The organism is Azospirillaceae bacterium, from assembly GCA_028283825.1.
Lineage (GTDB): Bacteria > Pseudomonadota > Alphaproteobacteria > Azospirillales > Azospirillaceae > Nitrospirillum.
Map to the genome: position 1 here is coordinate 424,577 of JAPWJW010000001.1, position 23,003 is coordinate 447,579.

Annotated in this window: 22 protein-coding genes; 12 read left to right on the forward strand and 10 right to left on the reverse strand. The window is 67.2% G+C overall.

The genetic code is table 11. The annotated features are described in order from the left end of the window. Positions 1-13 precede the first annotated feature (13 nt). From PW843_01595 to PW843_01605, 3 genes are all read left to right on the forward strand, one after another. Positions 14-988, forward strand: a complete 975-nt coding sequence (locus PW843_01595; GenBank protein ID MDE1145295.1) for an ABC transporter permease — start codon at positions 14-16, stop codon at positions 986-988. 90 nt (positions 989-1,078) lie between these two features. Beyond that, entirely contained in the window at positions 1,079-3,058 is a 1,980-nt protein-coding gene (locus PW843_01600; GenBank protein MDE1145296.1) for a bifunctional 2',3'-cyclic-nucleotide 2'-phosphodiesterase/3'-nucleotidase, read from the forward strand. 2 nt (positions 3,059-3,060) lie between these two features. Next, on the forward strand, positions 3,061-3,636 hold the full coding sequence (locus tag PW843_01605; GenBank protein MDE1145297.1) for a nucleoside 2-deoxyribosyltransferase: 576 nt from the start codon (positions 3,061-3,063) through the stop codon (positions 3,634-3,636). Between the two features lie 98 nt (positions 3,637-3,734). On the opposite strand, the gene PW843_01610 is transcribed toward PW843_01605, so the two are convergent. Then, positions 3,735-3,968: a hypothetical protein gene (locus PW843_01610; protein MDE1145298.1), complete on the reverse strand. Its 234-nt coding sequence runs from the start codon at positions 3,966-3,968 to the stop codon at positions 3,735-3,737. Positions 3,969-4,288: 320 nt separating this feature from the next. Continuing rightward, positions 4,289-4,507: a hypothetical protein gene (locus tag PW843_01615; protein MDE1145299.1), complete on the reverse strand. Its 219-nt coding sequence runs from the start codon at positions 4,505-4,507 to the stop codon at positions 4,289-4,291. Positions 4,508-4,868: 361 nt separating this feature from the next. Between PW843_01615 and PW843_01620 the strand changes: the two genes are divergently transcribed. The 6 genes from PW843_01620 to PW843_01645 all read left to right on the forward strand — a co-directional run bounded on the left by PW843_01620 (position 4,869) and on the right by PW843_01645 (position 10,640). Beyond that, positions 4,869-5,327, forward strand: coding sequence for a hypothetical protein (locus PW843_01620; GenBank protein ID MDE1145300.1), 459 nt, complete (start codon positions 4,869-4,871; stop codon positions 5,325-5,327). A 250-nt stretch (positions 5,328-5,577) separates the two neighbouring features. Continuing rightward, on the forward strand, positions 5,578-6,036 hold the full coding sequence (locus tag PW843_01625; GenBank protein MDE1145301.1) for a hypothetical protein: 459 nt from the start codon (positions 5,578-5,580) through the stop codon (positions 6,034-6,036). Between the two features lie 469 nt (positions 6,037-6,505). After that, entirely contained in the window at positions 6,506-8,575 is a 2,070-nt protein-coding gene (locus tag PW843_01630) for a carbon starvation CstA family protein (GenBank protein MDE1145302.1), read from the forward strand. A 4-nt stretch (positions 8,576-8,579) separates the two neighbouring features. Continuing rightward, complete coding sequence (locus PW843_01635) at positions 8,580-8,780, forward strand: YbdD/YjiX family protein (GenBank protein MDE1145303.1); 201 nt, start codon at positions 8,580-8,582, stop codon at positions 8,778-8,780. A gap of 82 nt (positions 8,781-8,862) precedes the next feature. Further along, on the forward strand, positions 8,863-9,639 hold the full coding sequence (locus tag PW843_01640) for an exodeoxyribonuclease III (GenBank protein MDE1145304.1): 777 nt from the start codon (positions 8,863-8,865) through the stop codon (positions 9,637-9,639). 206 nt (positions 9,640-9,845) lie between these two features. Continuing rightward, a complete protein-coding gene (locus PW843_01645) occupies positions 9,846-10,640 on the forward strand; it encodes a MerR family transcriptional regulator (protein ID MDE1145305.1) in 795 nt (264 codons plus the stop codon). A 166-nt stretch (positions 10,641-10,806) separates the two neighbouring features. On the opposite strand, the gene PW843_01650 is transcribed toward PW843_01645, so the two are convergent. From PW843_01650 to PW843_01665, 4 genes are all read right to left on the reverse strand, one after another. After that, positions 10,807-12,378, reverse strand: a complete 1,572-nt coding sequence (locus PW843_01650; protein MDE1145306.1) for an efflux transporter outer membrane subunit — start codon at positions 12,376-12,378, stop codon at positions 10,807-10,809. Positions 12,379-12,802: 424 nt separating this feature from the next. Continuing rightward, positions 12,803-14,056: a Bcr/CflA family multidrug efflux MFS transporter gene (locus PW843_01655; GenBank protein MDE1145307.1), complete on the reverse strand. Its 1,254-nt coding sequence runs from the start codon at positions 14,054-14,056 to the stop codon at positions 12,803-12,805. A gap of 414 nt (positions 14,057-14,470) precedes the next feature. Continuing rightward, entirely contained in the window at positions 14,471-14,596 is a 126-nt protein-coding gene (locus tag PW843_01660) for a hypothetical protein (protein ID MDE1145308.1), read from the reverse strand. Positions 14,597-14,839: 243 nt separating this feature from the next. Then, positions 14,840-15,274, reverse strand: coding sequence for a hypothetical protein (locus tag PW843_01665; protein ID MDE1145309.1), 435 nt, complete (start codon positions 15,272-15,274; stop codon positions 14,840-14,842). A 391-nt stretch (positions 15,275-15,665) separates the two neighbouring features. Between PW843_01665 and PW843_01670 the strand changes: the two genes are divergently transcribed. Beyond that, positions 15,666-16,145, forward strand: a complete 480-nt coding sequence (locus tag PW843_01670) for a YchJ family protein (GenBank protein ID MDE1145310.1) — start codon at positions 15,666-15,668, stop codon at positions 16,143-16,145. Between the two features lie 69 nt (positions 16,146-16,214). On the opposite strand, the gene PW843_01675 is transcribed toward PW843_01670, so the two are convergent. The 3 genes from PW843_01675 to PW843_01685 all read right to left on the reverse strand — a co-directional run bounded on the left by PW843_01675 (position 16,215) and on the right by PW843_01685 (position 19,621). Further along, positions 16,215-17,240, reverse strand: a complete 1,026-nt coding sequence (locus PW843_01675) for a hypothetical protein (GenBank protein MDE1145311.1) — start codon at positions 17,238-17,240, stop codon at positions 16,215-16,217. A gap of 116 nt (positions 17,241-17,356) precedes the next feature. Continuing rightward, the gene (locus PW843_01680; GenBank protein ID MDE1145312.1) at positions 17,357-18,214 is read right to left on the reverse strand and encodes a hypothetical protein; all 858 of its coding nucleotides are present in this window, start codon (positions 18,212-18,214) and stop codon (positions 17,357-17,359) included. An 81-nt stretch (positions 18,215-18,295) separates the two neighbouring features. Continuing rightward, a complete protein-coding gene (locus PW843_01685) occupies positions 18,296-19,621 on the reverse strand; it encodes an amidohydrolase family protein (protein ID MDE1145313.1) in 1,326 nt (441 codons plus the stop codon). A 164-nt stretch (positions 19,622-19,785) separates the two neighbouring features. Between PW843_01685 and PW843_01690 the strand changes: the two genes are divergently transcribed. Further along, entirely contained in the window at positions 19,786-20,325 is a 540-nt protein-coding gene (locus PW843_01690; protein ID MDE1145314.1) for a GNAT family N-acetyltransferase, read from the forward strand. A gap of 195 nt (positions 20,326-20,520) precedes the next feature. After that, the gene (locus PW843_01695; GenBank protein MDE1145315.1) at positions 20,521-21,147 is read left to right on the forward strand and encodes a hypothetical protein; all 627 of its coding nucleotides are present in this window, start codon (positions 20,521-20,523) and stop codon (positions 21,145-21,147) included. 145 nt (positions 21,148-21,292) lie between these two features. On the opposite strand, the gene PW843_01700 is transcribed toward PW843_01695, so the two are convergent. Then, complete coding sequence (locus PW843_01700; GenBank protein MDE1145316.1) at positions 21,293-22,735, reverse strand: short-chain fatty acyl-CoA regulator family protein; 1,443 nt, start codon at positions 22,733-22,735, stop codon at positions 21,293-21,295. Positions 22,736-23,003 lie beyond the last annotated feature (268 nt).

Sequence of the window (23,003 nt, forward strand, 5' to 3'; positions counted from 1 at the left end):
GGGTAGGACGAAAATGGACGATACCGCCCTCTGGATCGTGTCGCTGCTGGCCAGCACAGTGCGCCTGGCAACTCCGCTGGTGCTGGCCGCACTGGCCGGCTTTTATTCCGAGCGGGCCGGCGTGGTTGACATCGGGCTGGAAGGCAAGATGCTGACCGGCGCCTTCGCCGCCGCCGCCACCGCCGCCGTCACCGGGTCCGCCCTGCTGGGCCTGGCCGCCGCCATCGCGGCGTCATTGGTGCTGGCGCTGATCCACGGTTTCGCCTGCATCACCCACCGGGGCGACCAGGTGGTGGCCGGTGTCGCCATCAACACCATCGCCGCCGGCCTGACCGCCGTGCTGTCCAATGCCTGGTTCGATTTGGGCGGCCGCACCCCGTCGCTGAGCGGCGACCAGCGTTTCACCGCCCTGCACTTCCCCCTGGCCGAGACCCTGGCCCACGTGCCCCTGCTGGGCCGCCTGTATGGCGAGGTCATCGGCGGGCAGAACGCTCTGGTCTATCTGGCGGTGCTGGCCGTGCCGATGACGTCCTGGGTGGCCTACCGCACCCGTTTCGGCCTGCGCCTGCGCGCGGTGGGGGAGAACCCGGCCGCCGTGGACACCGCCGGCATTTCCGTACCCTGGCTGCGCTATCGTGCCGTGCTGATTACCGGTGTGCTGTGCGGCATCGCCGGCGCCTATCTGTCCACCGCCCAGGGTGCCGGCTTCCAGGAGAACATGACCGCCGGCAAGGGCTACCTGGCGCTGGCGGCGCTGATCCTGGGCAAGTGGCGGCCCTATCCCACCCTGGCCGGCTGCCTGCTGTTCGCGGTGACGGACGCCTTGCAGACCCGGTTGCAGGGCGTGGTCCTGCCCGGCATCGGCGCGGTGCCGGTGCAGATCATCGAGGTGCTGCCCTATATCCTGACCGTGCTGCTGCTGGCCGGTTTCGTGGGCAAGTCCATCCCGCCCAGGGCGGCGGGCCAGGCCTATGTCAAAGACCGGTGACAAATCGGGGCGCTAGAACCGCCATGATGGTGTGGATGTAACATCCACCGGTAAGAACAAAGCCCCCGTTCGATGAAAGGACATCGCCGCATGCCCGCATCCCGCCGCCTGGCAGCCCTATTGATCGCCAGTACGATGTTGGGGGCATGCGCCGCCGCCACGGCCCAGGAAATCAAATCCGACCAGATCGACGTGCAGATCCTGTCCACCACCGACCTGCACATGAACCTGATGGACTACGATTATTACGCCGACAAGCCGGACCCCGGCATCGGCCTGGTGCGGGTGGCCAGCCTGATCCGGAAGGCACGCGCGGAGAAACCCAACACCCTGCTGGTGGATGCCGGCGACCTGATCCAGGGCACGCCCATGGGCGACTACGTGGCGCGTGTCCAGGGACTGGGCCCGGGCAAATTCCACCCCGCCATCGCCGCGCTGAACGCGCTGGGCTATGACGCCGCCGTCATGGGCAACCATGAGTTCAACTTCGGCCTGGACTTCGCCGTCGCCACGGAGAAGGAGGCCAAGTATCCCGTGCTGGCCGGCAACGTGAACCGGGTGGAGGACGGCCAGCCCCTGTTTCCCGCCGGTGTCATCCTGGCGCGCGATTTCGTGGACGGGTCGGGCGCCAAGCACACCGTCAAGGTGGGCGTGGTCGGTGTGCTGACCCCGCAGATCATCCAGTGGGACAAGGACAAGCTGGAAGGCAAGGTGACGACCTCCGACATCGTGGAGGTGGCGGCCAAGACCGCCCATGACCTGAAGGCCCAGGGTGCGGACGTGGTGGTGGTGGTGATGCACAGCGGCCTGGCCTCATCCCCGCACCAGAAGATGGCGGAGAATGTCGGCGTGGACGTGGCCGCCATCCCTGAGGTCGATGCCGTCGTGACGGGCCATTCCCATCGCGTCTTCCCCGGCCCCGACTATGCCAACCTGGCCGACGCCGACATTGCCCATGGCCTGGTCCACGGCAAGCCGGTGGTGATGGCCGGTTTCTACGGCGACCATCTGGGCATCATCGACCTGATCCTGGCCCCCAACGGCAAAGGCGGCTGGACCGTCGCCGGCGGCCATGCCGAAACCCGCGCCGTGATGGCGCGCGTCGATGGCAAGGCCACGCCGCAGGTGGGCGCGGATGCGGACATCGCGGCCCTGGTCCAGCCCGCCCACCAGGGCACCCTGGACTATGTCCGCCAGCCGGTGGGCAAAAGCACCGGCCGTATCGAGACCTATTTCGCCTTCGTCGCCGACCAGCCGGCGCTGGACATCGTGTCGGCGGCCCAGCGCGACTATGTGGCCAAGGCGCTGGCCGATGGTCCTTACGCCAAGCTGCCCATCCTGTCGGCAGCGGCCCCGTTCAAGGCGGGCGGCAAGCCCGGCCCCGACTATTTCACCGACGTGGCCGCCGGCCAGATCAGCCTGCGCAACGTGGCGGACCTCTACCTCTATCCCAACATCGTCACGGCGGTGAAGGTGACGGGCGCGCAACTGCGCGACTGGCTGGAGATGTCGGCCCGTGTCTTCAACCGCATCGACCCGGCCAAGAAAGAGCCGCAGATGCTGGTGGATCGTGCCGTGCCCAGCTTTGACTTCGACGTCATCGACGGCGTCACCTGGCGCATCGACCTGACCCAGCCGGCGCGCTTCGGTCGCGACGGCAAACCCGCCGGCGACAGCCACCGCATCGTCGACCTGCGGTATGACGGCCAGCCGGTGGCGGATGACCAGGAATTCATCATCGTCACCAACAACTACCGCGCCAACGGCGGCGGCAATTTCCCCGGCCTGGACGGTAAGAACGTCGTCTACGCCGGCACCGACACCATCCAGGAAATCATCGCCGACTATCTGCGGGGCGTCGGCACCCTGATGCCCAAGACCAACCACAGCTGGGGTTTTGCTCCCATCCAGGCCCCCGTGACCGTGCTGTACGACACCAATGCCAAGGCGGCATCGCTGCTGACCGATTATCCCAATCTCAGCGACGCAGGCCCGGGCGAGCCGGGGCTGGAACTGTTCCGGGTGGATTTGTCACCCACGGCGCTGGCCGGCCAGGTTCTGGGGAAATGACGATGACCGTGCAGAAGAGAGTCTGGCGAGCTTATCTGGCCGGGCCGGAAGTGTTCATGCCCGATCCGGCGGCGGCGGCGACCAGGCTGCGCGCCCTCTGCGCCCACCATGGCATCATCGGCATCTTCCCCCTGGATGGGGCGGTGAAGCCGGTGGCGGGCGAGGCGCCGGCCCACCACGCCGCCCGCATCCGCGCCGCCAACCTGGATCTGATCCGTGGCGCGGACCTGGTGCTGGCCAACGCCAGCCCCTTCCGTGGGCCTTCTGCCGATGACGGCACCGCTTATGAGATGGGGTTCGCCACCGCCCTGAGCCTACCGGTGTTCGCCTATGCCGACACCACGGACAGCCTGTTGGACCGCACCCGGGCGCGCATGGCGGTGACGCCGGGCACCGAGGGCGATTGGCGCGATCCGCAGGGATGGACGGTGGAGGACTTCGGATTGGGCGCCAACCTGATGCTGGTGGATCCCGCCCTGGCCCGATGGGGCCAGCCGGCCGCCACGGGCCTATACCCGGATGCCGAAGCGGCGACCCAGGCGGCCGCCGACTGGATCACCGCCCAAACGTCCGCGTGAAATGAAAAGGGCCGGACTGTCGCCAGCCGGCCCTTTCAGATTCAAGCCCCCACACCGCCGCGCGCAGACGCAGCGCCGAACGGCGCGGGCGCCGGTGGTCAGGCCGCGTTCTGGGACACGCCCATGCGGCGGAAACGGTCGCTGTCCAGCACCACCTCAAGCGCGAGGCTGAGACGGTCGCTGGAACGGCCGTCGACCAAGAATTCAACATGCGGCGGGTGACCCGCGCGCTGGTGGATGGCGTGGACCAGCAGGCGACGCTTGGGCAGCTTCACCTCTTCCATCCATTCACCGGGTTTGGGCGGTTCGACCCCGCGCCGAGATAAGACCATCGCTTCCCTACTCCTCAACAGCCCCGGGCGTCGCCTGACGGCGGCCACGCCCCATGATCGGGGGTCGGCTTTTTAAACCCGGACCGTCGCTGGACCGGCCGCCCCGGGGGATCGGATCCCATGGGCTGTTCGGATCAGCATAATCCAAATCAAATGCAAAGGGATATAGCCTAGGGTCTTATGACCGGCCGGCCGGCCGACTTGGCCCCCAGATTTTTTGGGCATTGACGCCGCCGGAAAAATCCGGACGCGAACCATAGCCTTTCGGATATAGTTTCGAGACTGAAACGATAGGCCGTTTTCCTGAGCCTACCCAATACTCACCCACCATTGAGCCAGCCATCGCGCCATGCGGCCATGGTGGGGGCGTCAGCTCCGTCGTCCACGTCGTCCAGAAAGGGGTTGGCCAGCAGGGCCTGCCCATCACGGCGGGCGGCACGGCCCATGGCGTGGGCCATCAAGGCCATGCCCGCCAATTCAACCGGCGCCTGCAACGCCATCAGGGGCAGTGACTGGACCAAGGCGGCGGCAATGGACATGGGATGACCCTTTCGATGGCGCATGTCGGAACAAGCCCATCCTGACGCGTCACCCACCGCACCGTCGTTGAGATGGATCAATCGTCGGGTAATTTGTTTGGCGAGCAACCAATGTCATTTGCATTCTGCATCGCCATTTTCAAACGACCTATCCCTAGGGTTCGATGCGGGGCGCAACGGTCGGCCTATGAAATTCGGCCTATGCCAATGGAATAGGTTAAGGATCGTAAACGAATTCCAGATCAATGCATTGAAAAATATGAATTAATCCGCCCAACCGCCATCCTTGGCATGCCGCCTGCTTCTATCGGGACACAACCAAACGGGCATAAGCCCACCCGAACCGATAGGACCTGCCATCATGATCCGCCGCATCGCTGCCGCCGCCATTGCCGCCACCCTGTTCACCGCCGCCCCCGCCCTGGCCGACAGCTCCGGCACCGTGAAGCTGAGCGGCGTGGTGTCGTTGAGCTGCGTCGTCACCGTCACCGACAACAACGCCAGCCTGAACATCCTGGCCGGGTCCAGCAATGTGCAGGTCGGCAGCGTGGTCGAGACCTGCAACGACGGCGCCGGCTATACCATCACCGTCGCCTCCGCCAACGGCGGCGCACTGAAGTCGTCGGCCACCGGCGCGCAGGCCGTCGCCTACACCACCAATTACGACGGCACCAACGGTTCGGGCAGCAGCTTCACCGTCACCCGCTCCGGCGCACAGTTCGGCAAGACCGCCGCCCTGTATGTGACCGTCCCGGCCAACGCCCAGGCCATCGCCGGCACTTACAACGATACGCTGACCGTCACCATCGCCGGCAAGTAAGGCACCGAACCTTTTGATTTTCCATGAGAAATCTTGCGAACTGCACGGACGAACCGTTGCGTTGACAGTTGCATATGGCAAATCGCCAGCTCAGCGCACGGCCCTCCGACCTAGCCATTCGGATTATATTCGAACGATATCATAAGCTTGACCAAATCCGGCTGCCGACTACCACTTTTTGGCATGTCGCTTGCTTATATTCTCGGCATCCAAACGGGGCAAAAAACCCCCTGAACCGATTGAGACCCACATGATCCGCCGTATCGCCGCCGCTGCCGTCGCCGCCGCCACGCTGTTCGCCGTCCCGGCCTTCGCCGCCACGTCGGGTACCGTGAAGCTGAACGGCACCGTGGCCCTGACCTGCACCGTGGCCGTCACCGACAACAATGCCACGCTGAACATCCTGGCCGGGTCCAGCAACGTGCAGGTCGGCAGCGTGGTTGAGAACTGCAACGACGGTGCGGGCTACACCATCACCGTCGCCTCCGCCAACAACGGCGCGCTGAAGTCCTCAGCCAACGGCGCCCAGGCGGTCACCTACACCACCAACTATGACGGCACCAACGGTTCGGGCAGCAGCTTCACGGTCAGCCGCTCGGGCGCGCAGTTCGCCAAGACCGCCGCCATGTACGTGACAGTCCCGGCCAATGCGCAGGCCATCGCCGGCAGCTACGCCGACACCCTGACCATCACGATTGCGGGCAAGTAAGGCGCGACACCCAAAGGTTCGCCCGCCACACAACGTCCAAACGAACGGCCCCGCCTTCACCCGAAGGCGGGGCCGTTGTCGTTCGCGGGCGCAGCATAAGGATGACCCGGCGCGCGCAATAAAAAACCCCGGCAGCCGTAAGGCGCCGGGGCTAAGTTTCAGAAGGGAGGAAAACGCAACCAAGTTGCATCCCTGTTATCGCCCAGAAATATGAAGAATTCCTTTACCGCACCGCACACCAATCTCTTGGTTGTGGCGGGCGGAAACCACGTCCAAGTCCTGTCCAACCGGCAAACGATCCTGTAATATCAACGCCATCAGCCCTGCCACGGCAATGATACGCAGGCTTCGCCGCCATACGGCCACAGCGATGGAGATGGTCCGAAGCCTTGGAGAAATCGTGGTACCCCCTATGGCTAGGGCTGGGGTGCGGGTCCTATACGGCCAAGAGTATTCGGGAGGAAACGGAATGAACGGAACCGCCGGACGGTTGGTCTGGCTGATCGTGGCGCTGCTGGGCGCCGGATCGCTGGGCGTCGTCGCGCTGTCGCGCGGCGAGACCGTCAACGCGTTGTGGGTGGTGGTGGCAGCCTTGTGCACCTACACCATCGCCTATCGCTTCTACAGCCTGTACATCGCCAACGTCGCGCTGAAGCTGGACGGCGGGCGCCCCACCCCGGCCATGCGCCACAATGACGGCCTGGACTATGTGCCCACCGACAAGTGGGTGCTGTTCGGCCACCACTTCGCCGCCATCGCCGGCGCAGGCCCGCTGGTGGGGCCCGTGCTGGCCGCCCAGATGGGCTATCTGCCCGGCACGCTGTGGATCCTGGTGGGTGTGGTCTTCGCCGGCGCCGTGCAGGACTTCGTCGTCCTGTTCGCCTCCACCCGCCGCGACGGCCGCTCGCTGGGCGACATGATCAAGTCGGAAATGGGTTTGGTGCCCGGCGTCATCGCCCTGTTCGGCGTGCTGCTGATCATGATCATCCTGCTGGCCGTGCTGGCCCTGATCGTGGTCAAGGCCCTGGCCGGCAGCCCCTGGGGCACCTTCACCGTCTTCGCCACCATGCCCATCGCCGTGCTGATGGGCCTATACGGCCGCTTCATCCGCCCGCACCGCGTGGGCGAGATGTCGATCATCGGCCTGGTCCTACTGCTGCTGGCGATTTATTCCGGCCAGTGGGTGGCGGCGGATCCCGGCTGGGCGGCGGCCTTCACCTTCAAGGGTGAGACGCTGGCCCTGCTGCTGATCGGCTACGGCTTCATCGCCTCGGTCCTGCCTGTGTGGCTGCTGCTGGCACCGCGCGACTACCTGTCCACCTTCCTGAAGATCGGCACCATCATCGCCCTGGCGGTGGGCATCCTGGTGGTCATGCCCAGCCTGCACATGCCGGCGGTCAGCCGCTTCGTCGACGGCACCGGCCCGGTCTTCTCCGGCCAGTTGTTCCCCTTCCTGTTCATCACCATCGCCTGCGGTTCCGTCTCGGGCTTCCATTCGCTGATCGCATCGGGCACCACGCCCAAGATGCTGGAGACGGAGAACCAGGCCCGCCTGATCGGCTATGGCGCCATGCTGGCCGAAAGCTTCGTCGCCATCATGGCGCTGATCTCGGCCTGCGTGCTGCACCCGGGCGTCTACTTCGCCATGAACACGCCGGCCGGCGTCATCGGCACCACGGTGGACCAGGCGGCCCAGGTGGTGGGCGCCTGGGGCTTCGCCATCACCCCGGATGAGTTGGCGCAGGTGGCCAAGAATGTGGGTGAAACCACCATTCTCAGCCGGGCCGGCGGGGCCCCCACCCTGGCGGTGGGCATGTCCACCATCCTGTCCAGCCTGGTGGGCGGCCAGTCCATGACCGCCTTCTGGTACCACTTCGCCATCCTGTTCGAGGCGCTGTTCATCCTGACCACGGTGGATGCCGGCACCCGCGTCGCCCGTTTCATGATCCAGGACCTGCTGGGCACCGCCGTGCCGGCGCTGCGCGTCACCCAAAGCTGGGGCGCCAACCTGCTGGCCACCGCGCTGGCCGTCGCCGGCTGGGGCTATTTCCTGTACCAGGGCGTGGTCGACCCGCTGGGCGGCATCAACACGCTGTGGCCGCTGTTCGGCATCTCCAACCAGATGCTGGCGGCCATCGCCCTGATGCTGGGCACCGTCATCCTGTTCAAGATGAAGCGCCAGCGCTACGCCTGGGTCACCATCGTGCCCACGGTGTGGCTGTCCATCTGCACCCTGACCGCCGGCTGGCAGAAGCTGTTCGACGCCAACCCGGCGGTGGGCTTCCTGGCCCATGCCGCCAAGTTCCAGGCGGCGGTGGCCGAGGGCAAGGTGCTGGCCCCGGCCAAGACGGCGGAGGCGATGGCCCGGGTCGTCACCAACGATTACGTGGACGCTACCCTGTGCGGCCTGTTCATGGCCGTGGTCATCTCCATGCTGGTGTTCGGCCTGCTGGCCATCCGCAAGGCCCTGGCCAATCCACGGGTGTCGGTGCATGAGGTGGGGCCCGCCGGTGCCGCCCTCGCCGCCGGGGACGACTGATCCCATGGCGGCGACGGCGCAACCGCAAAGCTTCGCCAAGCTGGTGGCCCGCATGGCCAACCTGATGGTCGGGCTGCCGGATTACGACAGCTATGTCGAACACCGGCGGCTGAACCATCCGGACCTGCCCATCATGACGCGGGAGGAGTTCTTCCGCGAACGGCAGGAGGCGCGGTACAGCGGCAAGGTCGGCCGCTGTTGCTGAAACCGTTCATTTTGTTTACCGAGAGGGGGGCCCCGGCGGCCCCCCTTTTCTTTGGCCTGAACCCTGACGGAACCCCCATCCCATGCGCATCATCTCCGCCAACCTGAACGGCATCCGTTCGGCCAACACCAAGGGCTTCTTCGATTGGATGGCGGCCCAGGACGCCGATGTCGTCTGCGTCCAGGAACTGAAGGCGCAAAGCCCGGACATGACGCCGCTGATGCTGGCGCCCCCCGGCTACCAGGGATTTTTCCAGTACGCGGGGAAGAAGGGCTACAGCGGCGTCGGCATCTACACCCGCCGGGCGCCCGACCAGGTGATCGTGGGCCTGGGACATGAGGACATCGATGCCGAGGGCCGTTATGTCGAGGCCATCTTCGGTGAGTTGTCGGTGGTGTCGGTCTACCTGCCGTCGGGGTCCAGCGGCGAACACCGCCAGGCCGCCAAGTTCGCCTTCATGGAACGCTTCCTGCCGCACATGGCCGCCTTGGCCCAAGCGGGGCGCCAGGTCGTCATCTGCGGGGACTGGAACATCGCCCACAAGGAAATCGACCTGAAAAACTGGAAGGGCAACCTGAAGAACTCCGGCTTCCTGCCGGAGGAGCGCGCCTGGCTGACCCGCCTGTTCGACGAACAGGGTTGGGTCGACGTCTATCGCCGCCTGTACCCGGAAGCGGGGGAGGAAGGCTACACGTGGTGGTCCAACCGGGGCCAGGCCTGGGCCAAGAACGTGGGCTGGCGCATCGACTACCAGATCGCCACGCCGGGCGTCGCCGCCACGGCCAAAAGTGCCGCCATCTTCAAGGACCAGCGCTTCAGCGACCACGCACCGCTGACGGTCGACTACGCGGCCCCCTGATGTCGGCGGCATGAGCCTTGCCATGCCGCCGTAGGCTGCGACCGCAGCCGCCGGACCTTTCCGGGGAGCCGAAGGCGGACTGGAAAGGGAGGACAAGCCTTAGGGCGCGGATGCGCCCGCCCGGCGTTTGAGGGGAATGAAAATAACCCTTGAGCCGGACCTTGGGTCATAGCCGCACCGTCCCTTTATCGACGAATGATTGGGGAATGACGGTGCGTTGGGAGAAAAAGGCCATGGCCCACAAGCCCGTAGCGGCATCCCCCGTCCTGACGGCGGCCGACGCCGCCGCGCAGGTAGGGCTGACGGTACGGGCGCTGCGGGTGTACGAGGCGCGCGGCCTGCTGGATCCGCCCCGCACCGAAAAGGGCTGGCGGCTGTACGGCCCCCGGGAGTTCCAGCGCCTGGGCATCATCCAGGCGCTTAAATCCCTCGGGTTGTCACTGGCCGAGATCTCCCGTGTCCTGGCTGGCGACACCCCGTCGCTGCGGCGCGTGCTGGAGGTGCAAGCCACCCTCTGGCGCGGGCGGCTGGCGGCGGCGCAAGCCGGGCTGGACCTGGTGCAACAGGCCCTGGCCCGCACCGACACCACCCCGATCTCCGTCGATGATCTGTGCATATTGATCCGGAGATTGGACATGACCACCCTGCCTGAAACCCTGCGCACCGTCCTGGCTGAGGACTATACGGCCGAACAGCGCGCCGACCTTTTGACGCCCACCGGCACACCGGAGGCGGCGGCCGAGGGCGCGCGCGCCTGGGCAACCTTGATCGCCGACATCCAGGCCCTGCGGACGGCCGGCGTGCCCGCCACCGACGCCCGCGCCAAGGACGCGGCAAAACGCTGGCAGGGCCTGACCGCCGCCTTCACCCAGGGCGACGCGGCCGTGGCCGCCCGCACCGGCGGCCTGTGGCAAAAGGCGCTTGCCCGCGACCCGCAAGGCCAGGGCCTGCCCTTCGACAAAGGCCTGTGGGACTACGTGGCGGAAGCCGCGCGGAGCTGATGTGAAAAGGGCGGCCCTGAGGGACCGCCCTTTTTTCTGCGTGCCACCGGCATGAGGCGCCGCCTCGTGCCGGTGGAGGCCGGCGACTGCCGGCCCGGACCGGTCAGGTCCGTGAGGCAAGGGCCCGGATGGGCCCGCCCGCCGCCTGAGGGAACACGAACAAGCTTCAGCGCGCGGCCTGGGCCTGCGACAGGAAGGAGCTGCCATCATCCTGCCAGCCGCCACCCAGCGCCTTGTACAGGCTGACGCTGGCCTGCACCCGCGACAGCTTCACCTGGGCCAGGGTGTCCTGGGTGGTCAGCAGCGTGCGCTGCGTGTCCAGCAGGGTCTGCAGGTCGGTCAGGCCGCCCTTGTAGCGATCCTCCGCCAACTCGAACGCCCGCTGGCTCTGCGCCACGGCGTCGCGCTGCAGGGTGTACTGGTCCTGGTAGCGGTCGATGGAGTAGACGGCACCCTCAACGTCCGACAGGGCGGACAGGGCGGCCTTGCGGTAGCTCTCCGCCAACTCGCGATGCCGGCCCTGGGCCTGGTGCACCTGGCCCTCCAGCCGGCCGCCGGAGAAGATGCTCTGCGCGATATCGGCGCCCAGGCTGGCCAGCAGGGTGGGGGCGTTCACCAGATGGGCCAGGGTGGCGGCCTCCACCCCGGTGCTGGCGTTCAGGCTCACCGACGGCAGCATCTGGGTACGCGCCACCTTGATGTCGGCGCCGGCGGCAGCCAACTGCGCTTCGGCATAACGGATGTCGGGGCGGCGGGCCAGCAGTTCGGCCGGAACGCCGGTGCCCAGCGCCGGCGGCTGCACGTCGGCCATGCCGGTGGCCTGCACCTGGAAGCCTTCCGGCGGACGGCCCAGCAGGATGGCCAGCGCGTTCAGCTGGATGCGTTCCTGCTGTTCCAGGGCCGGGATGGCGGCGCGCTGGGCAGCCACGGTGGCCTTCTGCTGCACCAGGTCCAGCTGGCTGTCGGCGCCAGCCTCGACCCGCGCCTGGATCAGGTTCAGCACGCCCTGGGCGTTGTCCAGGTTACCGCGCGCCACCGTCAGCCGGTCGCGCAACGACAGGATCTGGAAGTAGGTGCTGGCGACGTTGCTGCTGAGCGCCAGGGCCACCGTCTCATTGTCGAAACGGCTGGCGTCCAGGCTGAACTGGGCGGAGTCGCGCGTGGCGCGGTTCTTCCCCCAGAAGTCGATCTCATAGCTGGCCGACGCCGTGACGCTGTGCACGTTGCCGGCATAATCGGTGGGCGACACGCTGGTCAGGGGGGCGGCGGCCGAACCCTTGATGTTGCGGGTCATGGTGCGGGTGCTGTCCAGCCCCAGTTGCACGCTGGGCCATAGGGACGCGCCGGAGATTTCGGCCTGCGCCTCCGCCTGGGCGATGCGGGCGGCGGCGGCACCCAGGTCGGGGTTGTCGGCCCGCGCCTGCGCCAGAATCTGCGTCAGTTCCAGCGAGTTGAAGCCGGCCCACCAGTCGGTCGTGGGCCAGGCGGCTGCCTGGGTCGTCACGGCGGCGACCTTGGTGGTGTTGTCGGCGGCACCGCCCTGGGTGCTGGTGGCGTCCCACTGGGACGGCATCGCCAGCGTCTTGGCGGGATCGGTCGGGGTTTCCCCGTCCAGCGCGCAGGCCGCCAGCATCAGCGGCAGGAAGGCGGCGGCCAGTCGGCTGGTCACCGACCGGTTGAACCAGAAGCGGGTGGCCCCGGAAGCGGCGGCCAGGGAACGCGGGGACGTCGTGGACATCGTGAACCTTCGATCCGGCAAAGTGGGGGTGCGCCCCGGCCGCTCCGTAAGGGACGCCGCCAGGGGACAGGATGTCTGAATGGAACGCGAGAAAAGGCGTGAACCGTTTCGCACCGGCCCCCTTCGGGATGGCCCTCCGCCCGGGTCCGCTGCAATCGTGCAGCTATGTACAGCGCCGCCCGCCGCGTCTCAGTGACGCGGCGCACATCGGTTAACGGGATAGATGCCGCCCCTCACCAGCGCCGCGTCCGGCTTGTACCAGCGGCACAAAATTTCGACTCGCGCCGCTGTAGCCCGCGACCGCGGGCGCCGGAGCTTTCCGGGGAGCCGGGCGGACTGGAAAGCGAGGAAGCCCAAGCCAGCGGATGCTGGCGCCCGGCGCCTGAGGGGGCATTTGAACGGTCACGTTCAAATGCCACACGTATCAGCGGATGAAGACGCGGTTGAAGACGAAACCCAGCACGCCCACGCCGCCGATGATGGCGGTCATGGGCCAGGGGGTGCCGTCGGCCAGCCAGCCCACCAGGGTGCCGACGACGGCGCCGGTGACGAACTGGGTGGAGCCCATCAGGGCGGACGCCGTGCCCGCCATATGCGGGTATGAGGCCAGCGCGCCAGCGGTGGAGTTGGCGCCGATCAGGCCGGTGAAGGCCATGAACAGGAACAGCCCGGCGACGATACCATAGAGGCCGCCGAAGCCCGTCCACCCGGCCACCGCCAGGCCGATGCCGAACACGGCGATGCAGGCCGACCCCAGGGCCAGCAGGCGGTCGGTGCCCAGGCGCAGCACCAGCCGGCTGTTGACCATGTTGACGATGATCATGCCGACGATGTTGACGCCGAACAGCAAGCCGTACAGGCCCGGCCGGACGTGGAAATAGTCGATGTAGACGAAGGGTGTGCCCGCGATGTAGGCGAACATGCCGCCGTAGATCATGCTGCTGGTCAGGGCATAACCCAGGAAACGGCCACTGGACAGAAGCTTGCCGTAGGCGCGCACCTGGTCCCAGACACGCGCATTGGCCCGCGCCGTGGGGTGCAGGGTCTCCGGCTGGCTGAGCAGGCCGACCATGGCGATCAGGCCGAAGCCGGCCTGCACCCAGAAGATGGCGCGCCAGCCCAGGATGGCCAGCACCTGGCCACCCACCAGCGGCGCCGCCATCGGGGCGACACCCATGATCAGCATCATCAGGGAAAAGACGCTGGCGGCGCGATCGCGGTCGAAGACGTCACGCACCATGGCGCGGGCCAGCACCGGGGCGGCGCAGGCGCCCGCCGCCTGCATGGCGCGGCTGAAACTCAGCATGGTGATGTCGCTGGCGGCCGCACACCCCGCACTGCCTGCCAGGTACAGCAGGATGCCGGCCAGCACCGGGCCGCGGCGGCCGTAGCGGTCGCCCAGCGGCCCCCAGAACAGCTGGCACAGGCCGAAGGCCAGGAAGAAGGCGGAGAGGGAGGCCTCGACGCCGGCCTGGGTGATGCCCAAATCCTGGGCGATCTGCGGCATGGCCGGCAGGTACATGTCGACGGACATGGAACCGAAGGACATCAGCAGGGCCAGCATGGCGACGAAACCCACGCCACGCTGCGTGAACAGGCCCGTGCCCTTTCGAACGACCTCGCCCGCCGACGCCACCACCGGGGCCATACCGCCCTCGACCACCCGCTCCGCCGTCACGTCGAACCCCCAGGGGGCGCCGTCCCGGGCTGCCCGCCAATGCCTAACTGTTGCGATGCGATAATGATGGCGTCCGGCGCGCCGCTGACCAACCGGCCCTTTGGCGGATCAGCCCCGCGTGGCGCGGTGGGCATCGTTACGGGATGGTTAATGTGCCAGCGGCACGAGACTCTGACTCGTGCCGCTGTAGGACGCGACCGCGTCCGCCGGAAGTTTTCGGGAAACGCAGTGGACTGGAAACTGAGGAAGCCCAAGCCAGCGGATGCTGGCGCCCGGCGCTTGAGGGGGCCTTTGATCGGTCAAGATCAAAGGCCGCGCGTATGGGACACAGACAAAGGCCGAAGGAACCCACTTTGAAAGGGTTCCCCCGGCCTTTGATGGGCCTAACCGGCCGTCACGCCCGGGGCTGGCGGATCAGTAATGCCAGTAGTGATGATGGTCGTGATAGGGGCGGTCTTCGATGATGCAACCGGACAGTCCGGCCAGCACCATCCCGGCCAGCACCAGCCGGGTCACGATGGAACGGGAACGGTCACTCATGATCTCTCTCCGGACAATCTGGCCGTAGCCCCGGCGCCATCCCGGCGCCTCAGCAACGTGGCTATCGGCATGACTTCAAGATGGCCCCCAAATGCGACGAGAAGACGGCGGAGCCTAGGCATCATCAGGCTTTTGACGTGGCACGCTGACGCAGGCTGGCCCCCAATGACGCCAACGCCCGGCCCCCTGGGAGAGGGGCCGGGCGCGACAGGGATTCCCGCTTGAGACGCAAGGCTGGAGGGCTTAGTGACCCCGGCCGCCACCGCCGTGGAAGCCACCACCACCGCCATGGAAGCCACCGCCCCCATGGAAGCCGCCGCCATGGTAGCCGCCGAACCGGCCGCCACCCCAACCGCCGCGGCCGCCCCAATAGCCGCCACCCCAATAGGCGCCGGCGTAATAGGGGAAGCCGACGCCGTAGGCGCCGTAATAGTAGGGGTCGTAATAACCGGCCCCATAATAATAGGGGTAGTCATAGTCATAACTGTAGGCGGAGGCCGACGCCGTGGTGGGCGTGCCGTAACCGTAATAGTCGCTGGCCACGCAGCCGCTGAGCGATGTCAGCGCCAACCCGGCGACCAGGCCCGACATCAGCAGACGACGCCACCGCGGCGATGCGGAGGCACCAGCGGACCCAGTGTTCGACGCGATGGTGGTGGGGAACCCGGTCATGGACATGATGGCGCACTCCCTGGACAAATCAGCAGGGACAGGTGCTCGGGAAGACACGAAAGCGTGGTGTCGGTCTCGGGGGTCGGTCACCGGCGGTGCTTGCCGCCCGGCGATTAACGGCCCCGGCTGACACCCGGGCACACATCCTGTACTGCAAATGTGTTCGCGACCGAACGGACACAAGGGGTGCATCCATGCAGGTCTGGGCCGCACAGCCGGCGCGCCGGGTTTTGGAACCTGGATTCCGGCCGGCGGGCGGGGCAATGCTTCCAAGCCGATTCCGGCCTTGCGCGATCCACCCTATGCGGAAGGTCCGCGCCAAGGCTGGCGTCCGGCGCCGGTTTGAGTTATGTGGCAGCCCATGACGCACCCCTTATCCCATGAGACCCGTGACCCCATGAGCCAGTGCCACTGCGGCAACGCCCGCCCCTATGAAGAGTGCTGCGGCCCCTATCACGCCGGCACCGCCCTGCCGCCGACGGCCGAGGCGCTGATGCGCTCGCGCTATTCCGCCTTCATCGTCCAGAACGTGGACTATCTGGAAAGCACCCTGCTGCCGGAGACGACCGCGGACTTCAACCGCGAAGAAACCGAGCAGTGGGCCCGCGACAGCGAGTGGCAGGGCCTGGAAGTCCGCTGGACGGAAGCCGGCGGCCCGGAAGACGACACCGGCAAGGTGGAGTTCGTGGCCCGCTTCAAGTTCGAGGGCAAGGACTACCTGCACCACGAGACCAGCAACTTCGAAAAGCGCGACGGCCGCTGGTACTACGTCGACGGCGCCATGGGCCCCCGCCCCCGCACCGCCGACAAGGTGGGCCGCAACGACCCCTGCCCCTGCGGCAGCGGCAAGAAGTACAAGAAGTGCCACGGCGCCTGAGCCCGGCACCGGAAAGCCATTGATGTTTTGACCCCGCCCGGATCGATCTGGGCGGGGTTTTTCATTGAATCATTGCGCTACCGGCGCCGCATCCGCCTTGACCGGGGCAGAACCCATCCCCTTGCAGCCGGCATCCATGCGCGCCTGATAGGCAGTCGCCGGTTCCAGACCCAGGGCGGCACGACGGCCGTCCAGCTGGCCGGGATCGGCCAGGGTATAGGCGTGCCAGGTGTGGCTGATCTCGTCACAGGCGCCCTGGGTGCCGTAAAGCTGGACAGTGTTGGTGGCCAAGGCCAGGCGGTCGTGCAACAGGGCGTAGCCGGCACCGGGGGAACGGCCGGCCTCCGCCGCCGCTTGAGCCAGGGGCAGGGCCTTGGCGGCCAAAACCCCGTCCGTCGCCATCATCTGCAGCAGGGTGCCGGCCGCGATGTCGGCGCGCAGGCCCCAATCGGCGGCGGCCGGCCAGGCGCCCAGCCGGTCGAACAGACGCAGAAGGCGGTCATGGGCCAGGGCCGCCACATCCTTTACTCGTTGAGCCTTGGCCTTCAGGCAGGGGGCCTGGTCGGCTGCCGGCAGTGCCTGGCACACCGGCTGGCGGTTGGCCAGCAGCAGCACCTCATGCAGGGCGACCAGTTCACCGGCCACGCACGCCGCCTGCGTGGCCGGGCAGGTGCTGGCCTGCACATCGGCCATCACCTGCCGACTGAGGTCATCCACCGTCGCCGCCGTGGGTGGCAGATGGCGGTGTTCCATGGTGTAGGGGATGGAGAAGTCGTCGCGCACCACGTCCAGCCGGGTGTCCACCGCCTGGGCCCGCGCCTTGATGCGGGCCGCCGCCGCCGCGCGATCGGCCAGGCAGCCCTTGTCGCCTGGGCAATCGGGATAGGCGCTGGCCAGCCCCACGGCCGACCAGGCCAGGCTATGCAGGCCCAGCGCGCACACCCGATCGGCCAGGTCGCAGGCGTGGATGTCCAGCGCGGTGTCCACCTGGTCAAGCCAGGCGGTGGCCGCCTGTTCCGCAGCCGCCGGCGTGGCGGGCCCGAAGATCGCCGCCCGCGCCGGCCCCATGGCCAACTGCATCATGACCAGCGGCACCAGCGCCGTCCGCCCGACCCAAGCACATACACGCCCCAAAGCCGCCCCCATCGGTGGTTATTGGACTGATCAACACTACCCTGGCCTGTCATACGATCCAAGCGGGGGATCGCACCCTAGCGCCGGCGCATGATCAGTTGATTGACGTCGGGATCGAAGTTGCTGTCCCGGCCCAGCCACGGCGGGCGTGGCATGTGGGGGGAGGCGTGCACATTGTACTGTGCCGACAGCACCAGGCCGCCGGCACCAGCCGTCCCCAGCCGCCGCTTATGGAAGCCGGCGGTATCGGCGATGAAACGCGTGCCGGCCGGCCCGGCCAGGGCGGTGGCCTTGTCCACGCCGAAGAGGCGATGGACCAGGACATCCTCGCAGGGCCACGCCACCGCCAGGCGCGAATCGCGGTGGCTGCCCCGCACGAAGACGAAGGCGCCATCCTCCGGCACATCCGTCAGGTGGAAGAACAGGGTGAAGCCCTTCAGCGTGTCCCAGGCGCGACGGTATCCCGGCGCCGGCGCGGCCCCGTCGGTCCAGCCACAGCGCACGGCGTCCAGCACCGGCTTGCAGCCCAGGTACACCTCCGCCATGTCCAGCAGGGTGGAATCGTTCAGCAGCGACAGCACGTGCGGCGCCGCCAGGACGTCCGCCGCCGCATAAGACGCCGTACCCGTCCCGTCGGCGACAGGGCGGGGCAGGCTGTCGAAATGGGCGCGGATCTCGGCCAGGCGGTCACCGCCCAGCGGCGGCAGGGTCACCAGGCCTTGCCAGGCCAGATCCCGCGCCCAGGACCGCGCCACGTTGGACGGGCTGGGCCACAGCGACTTGGCCTGGAAGAAGGCCACCACGCCCGCCAGGGCGTCCCGCACCCCAGGCGACCAGACCAGGGGCTGCAGGTCGTAGGCGGCCAGCCGCCAGTCGGACTGCGCCCGCTCCTGGAAGGCCCGGAAGAACGGGATGCGCGCGCGCAGGCGATCCATCCACCCGATGCGACCTCCGTTCACCGCGCCCATCATCTCACCGCGCCCATCATCGCCTCCGTCACCCGGGGCCGGCCATCGTCACAGGGTGGGCCGGCCGTCGGCCTTGTAGACCACGCCACCCTTCATGACAAACCGCACCTGTTCCATCAACTCCAGATGGGTCAGGGGGTCGCCGGCCACGGCGATCAGGTCGGCGAAACGGCCGGGCTGCACCGTGCCGATGCGGTCCGACGCGCCGACCAGGTCGGCGGCGTTGCGGGTGGCGAACATCAGGGTGTCGGCCGGGGTCACGCCGGCCTCCGCCAGCAAGGCGAATTCGCGGGCGTGGTCGCCCTCGCCGATGTCGGTGCCGTAGGCGATCTTGACCCCCGCCTTGTAGGCCAGCGGCAGGTTGCGCTTCGGGATGGCGTCGTTGGCCAGTTCCTTTTCCGCCGTCCCCGGGGGCAGCAGTTCGGGATGTTCCTGGGCGGCCTTCATGAACACGTCGTAGACGGTCAGGGTGGGCACCAGGTAGGTGCCGTGCGCCTTCATGGCCTTCACCGCCTCGGCATCCGCGAACGATCCGTGCTCAATGGAATCGACGCCGGCGTTCACGGTGTTGATGATGGCCTGGGACGGATAGGTGTGGGCCGCCACCTTGAGCCCCAAGCTGTGGGCCATGTCGATGGTGGCCTTGATCTCCTCATTCGTCATCAGCTGGGCCCGGGGGTCGTCGCCCGTGCTGGCGATGCCGCCGGACGGCATGATCTTGATCAGGTCGGCGCCGCGCTTGTGGTGTTCGCGCACCCGCAGGCGCGCCATGTCCGGCGTGTCGACGATGCCGTTTTCCCAATCGGGATGGTGCAAGCGGGAATCGAAGCCGTTGGACGGGTCGCCATGGCCGCCGGTGGGGCCCAGCGGTTCCAGCGATACCCACAGGCGCGGGCCCGGCACCTTGCCCGCGTTGATGGCGTTGCGCAGGGACACCGTGTCATCCCCGCCGCCCACGTCCCGGGCGCTGGTGAACCCCTGCAGCAGCAGGGCGCGGGCGAAGACGGCGCCGTCCAGCACGGCGTCCACCGCGTTGTGGGTCATCATGTCCTCCACCGCGTTGACCTGGCTGGGCAGCTTGGCGGAGATGTGGATGTGGCAGTCGATCAGGCCGGGCAGGACCGTCTGGTCCTTCAGGTCGATCACCGTGGCGCCGGGGTGGGCGACGTAGCCGGCCTCCACCGCCACCACCTTGCCGCCCTGCACCACGATGGTGACCTGGTGGCGCGGGGTGAAGGTGACGCCATCGATCAGCGAACCGGCGTAGACCACGGTATCGTGGGGCACCGTGTCTTCCGCACGCGCCGTCGTTGCCATCGTCGCCATCGCCGTGCCGGACAGCATCACGGCCGCCAGCCGGCACCGCCACCCCATCGCAATCCCCATCGTCACATATCCCCTGCGGACTTTTTGTTGATGCGGCCACCGTAGCCGTCAGCCGGGCGCACCCGCAACCGCCATCCATGCCAAGTCATTGCCAAATACAGGGCGATCATGTGTTTTAGCGGCGCCCCTGACGCAGGACACCGACCGCCGCCATGACCACGCCCCCTCCCCCGCCGCCGCCCGGCATCCACATCCGCGACGCCACCCAGGCCGACCTGCCGCGAATCGTGGAGATCCTGAACCACGCCATCGTCCACACCACGGCGGTGTGGAGCCTGGAGCCCACCAGCGTGGCGGCGCGCACACCCTGGCTGGCGGAACGCCAGGCCAAGGGTTTCCCCGTCCTGGTGGCGACGGACGGGCCAGACGCCCCGCCGGGTGAGATCCTGGGCTTCGCCTCCTACGGCGATTTCCGGCCCTTCGCCGGCTATCTGCACACGGTGGAGAATTCGCTGTACGTGGATGCGGCGGCACGCGGCCGGGGCATCGGCCACGCCCTGCTGGCGGCCCTGCTGAAGCGCGCCGAGGCCGCCGGCCTGCACGCCATGATCGCCGGCATCGAGGCCGGCAATGAGACCAGCATCCGCCTGCACGAACGCTTCGGCTTCACCGAGACCGGGCGCCTGCCCCAGGTGGGACGCAAGTTCGACCGCTGGTTGGATCTGGTGTTCCTGCAGAAGATATTCGATTAATAAGTTTGGTCTTTCGTCCCCTCAAGCGCCGGGCGCCGACATCCGTCGGCTTGGCTGATCCTCGCATTTCAGTCCGCTGACGCTCCCCAAAATGCTCCGGCAGACGCCGTCGCGTCCTACGGCAGCATGAGACTCCGGCTCATGCCGCCGATGATCCCCAGGTCTCCCTGTCACCTTTGCAGGATCCCCACGCCCATGGAAATCCACGCCCCGGAAAGCCCCATCCATTCCCTCAAGGAATTCGCCGTCCACATCGGCGTGGTCACCATCGGCATCCTGATCGCCCTGGGCCTGGAACAGGCGGTGGAGGCCTATCACCGCCACGAGTTGGCGCATGAGGCGGTGGAAAGCTTCCATGCGGAACTGAAAGACAACAGCGACGCGATCAGCGCCGTGCTGGCCGATTTCGCCGACAACGACGCCCGCGCGGAACGGGATATCGCCCTGCTGACCAGCCCGCAGGCGGCCGAGGGCGAGTTGCTGAAGTACCCCAACCTGCGCCTGGACCTGCTATCCACCGCCAGTTGGGACACGGCCATCGCCACCCATGCCCTGGCCGAAATCCCCTATGCCCAGGTCCGCGCCTACACCGACGCCTACAACACGGTGCGCCTGTTCATGGAGGAGGAGAAAGCACAGTTGGCCGACTGGCAGACCCTGCGCGTCTACGGCGACGCCCCCGCCCAGATCGATCCGGCACAGCGCCAGGCGCTGGTCCAGCGGCTGCGGGCCTACCGCAACTACGTCATCGTGCTGAACCTGGCCGGCAAAAGCGCTTTGGAGTCCATCGCCAAAGCCACCGGCGAAGCCAAAGGGCACTGATACGCGTGGCCTTTGATCTTGACCGATCAAAGGCCCCCTCAAGCGCCGGGCGCCAGCATCCGCTGGCTGGGCTGATCCTCGCTTTCCAGTCCGCTCCGCTCCCCGGAAAGCTCCGGCGGCCGCAGTCGCGGCCTACAGCCCCCGATCAGCTGGTCGGCGGCCCGATGTAGCTGGACAGGCCGCGGATGTTCTCATCCACCACCAGGCGGTGGTTCAGGGGTGGGAAGGCGCGCTGGGTGCAGTCCAGGCGGGGACAGAGGCGGCAGTTGGTGCCCACCGGTGTCGCCTGCCCCCCCGCCAGATCCATGCCGTCGGCGTAGATCAGCTGGTGGGCCTGGCTGCCCTCGCACCCCAGGCTGAGGGCGAACTGCCGCGGCACGCTTTTCCACCCGCCGGCCTTGCTGAGGGTGCGGGCGATGGCGAAATAGTTGGTGCCGTCGGGCATGCGCATCAGCTGGGTCAGGATCTGTCCCGGATTGCGGAAGGCCTGGTGCACGGTCCAGCGCGGGCAGCCGCCGCCGAAGCGCGCCATGTGGAAGCCGGGCACGGCGCTGAAACGTTTGGAGATGTTGCCCGCCGGGTCCACCCGCACCAGGAAGAAGGGCACGCCCTTGGCCCCCGGCCGCTGCAGGGTCGTCAGGCGGTGGCAGACCTGTTCGAAGCTGGCGACGAAGCGGTGCATCAGCACCTCGATGTCATACCGCGCGGACTTCGCCGCCTCCAGGAAGCGGCCGTAGGGCATCATGACGGATGCCGCGAAATATCCCGCCAGGACGATGCGGGCCAGCTGACGCGACTCCTCGGCAACCATGTTGGCCTTCTCCACCGTGGCGCCCAGCAGGTCACGGTGGCGCATCAGCGCCACCTGCACCGCCAGCTGGAAGGTGCGGCCCGCCGGCGGCAGCATTTCGGAGATCAGCACGCGGCGGGAATGGCGGTCGTAGCGGCGCACCGTCTCACCCATCACCTCCACCGGCATCAGCTTGACCGTCAGGCCGTGCGCCTTGTGCACGAAGCGGGAGAGGGAGCCGTAGAGGTCGCCCGAATCCAGGTCGGCATCGAACCACAACGTTTCCGCCGCCAGTTCCAGTTCGGGGAAATGGTTGTTCTGGTCCTGGAAGAATTCCCCCACCTCATCCTGGGCGAAGTGCTGGCCGGCCGCCTGCGGCTGTTCACGGTCGCGGTGGTCCACCTTCTCCGCCAGCGCCTGCACATCCTCGCGCGCCTCCAGATAGGCGCGGTAGAGGGTGACGACCGCCTGGCCCAGGGTGGGGGCGACGGCCGCCAGTTCCTTCATGTCCTGGTTCTTGATGTCGTTGTGGTCGAACAGCGGGTCGGCGAACACCTCGCGCAGGCCGGCCACCAGCCGCACCTCGTCATCCTCGGCAAAGGTGGACAGGTCGACATCGAAGGTCTGGCCGATCTTCAGCAGCAGGGTGACGGTCAGTGGCCGCTGATTGCCCTCGATCAGATTGAGGTAGGAGGGGGAGATGCCCAGCATCTCCGCCATCTGGGCCTGGGTCAGGTGCAGGTCGCGCCGCAGGCGCCGCACCTTGTGGCCCAGCATCGCCTTCTTTTCAGCCGCCATTCCCATACCTCCCGCGATCCGCGCCGGTGTTGCCCGGCTTCTTGTTCCAGACCCTTCCGCACTGCGCCGGAAGAGGTAAGTGAATTTACAAACTTTACAAGTTTTCATCCACAGACATTACAAGACATTACATGCTTACCACTTTTCAATCAAAGACTTATTGATCCGATTTACCAAATACCCCAAGTCTAATGCAGTGCAGTGAACGCGACGGACGCGGTGCGAACAAGGCGCCCATCGACGGTCACACCAACATTGCAGGGGCGAC

Coding starts and splice junctions, on each gene's coding strand:
- PW843_01595 (MDE1145295.1), top strand. CDS start 14: ATGGACGATACCGCCCTCTGGATCGTGTCGCTGCTGGCCAGCACAGTG.
- PW843_01600 (MDE1145296.1), top strand. CDS start 1,079: ATGCCCGCATCCCGCCGCCTGGCAGCCCTATTGATCGCCAGTACGATG.
- PW843_01605 (MDE1145297.1), top strand. CDS start 3,061: ATGACCGTGCAGAAGAGAGTCTGGCGAGCTTATCTGGCCGGGCCGGAA.
- PW843_01610 (MDE1145298.1), bottom strand. CDS start 3,968: ATGGTCTTATCTCGGCGCGGGGTCGAACCGCCCAAACCCGGTGAATGG.
- PW843_01615 (MDE1145299.1), bottom strand. CDS start 4,507: ATGTCCATTGCCGCCGCCTTGGTCCAGTCACTGCCCCTGATGGCGTTG.
- PW843_01620 (MDE1145300.1), top strand. CDS start 4,869: ATGATCCGCCGCATCGCTGCCGCCGCCATTGCCGCCACCCTGTTCACC.
- PW843_01625 (MDE1145301.1), top strand. CDS start 5,578: ATGATCCGCCGTATCGCCGCCGCTGCCGTCGCCGCCGCCACGCTGTTC.
- PW843_01630 (MDE1145302.1), top strand. CDS start 6,506: ATGAACGGAACCGCCGGACGGTTGGTCTGGCTGATCGTGGCGCTGCTG.
- PW843_01635 (MDE1145303.1), top strand. CDS start 8,580: ATGGCGGCGACGGCGCAACCGCAAAGCTTCGCCAAGCTGGTGGCCCGC.
- PW843_01640 (MDE1145304.1), top strand. CDS start 8,863: ATGCGCATCATCTCCGCCAACCTGAACGGCATCCGTTCGGCCAACACC.
- PW843_01645 (MDE1145305.1), top strand. CDS start 9,846: ATGACGGTGCGTTGGGAGAAAAAGGCCATGGCCCACAAGCCCGTAGCG.
- PW843_01650 (MDE1145306.1), bottom strand. CDS start 12,378: ATGTCCACGACGTCCCCGCGTTCCCTGGCCGCCGCTTCCGGGGCCACC.
- PW843_01660 (MDE1145308.1), bottom strand. CDS start 14,596: ATGAGTGACCGTTCCCGTTCCATCGTGACCCGGCTGGTGCTGGCCGGG.
- PW843_01665 (MDE1145309.1), bottom strand. CDS start 15,274: ATGTCCATGACCGGGTTCCCCACCACCATCGCGTCGAACACTGGGTCC.
- PW843_01670 (MDE1145310.1), top strand. CDS start 15,666: ATGAGCCAGTGCCACTGCGGCAACGCCCGCCCCTATGAAGAGTGCTGC.
- PW843_01680 (MDE1145312.1), bottom strand. CDS start 18,214: ATGGATCGCCTGCGCGCGCGCATCCCGTTCTTCCGGGCCTTCCAGGAG.
- PW843_01685 (MDE1145313.1), bottom strand. CDS start 19,621: ATGGGGTGGCGGTGCCGGCTGGCGGCCGTGATGCTGTCCGGCACGGCG.
- PW843_01690 (MDE1145314.1), top strand. CDS start 19,786: ATGACCACGCCCCCTCCCCCGCCGCCGCCCGGCATCCACATCCGCGAC.
- PW843_01695 (MDE1145315.1), top strand. CDS start 20,521: ATGGAAATCCACGCCCCGGAAAGCCCCATCCATTCCCTCAAGGAATTC.
- PW843_01700 (MDE1145316.1), bottom strand. CDS start 22,735: ATGGCGGCTGAAAAGAAGGCGATGCTGGGCCACAAGGTGCGGCGCCTG.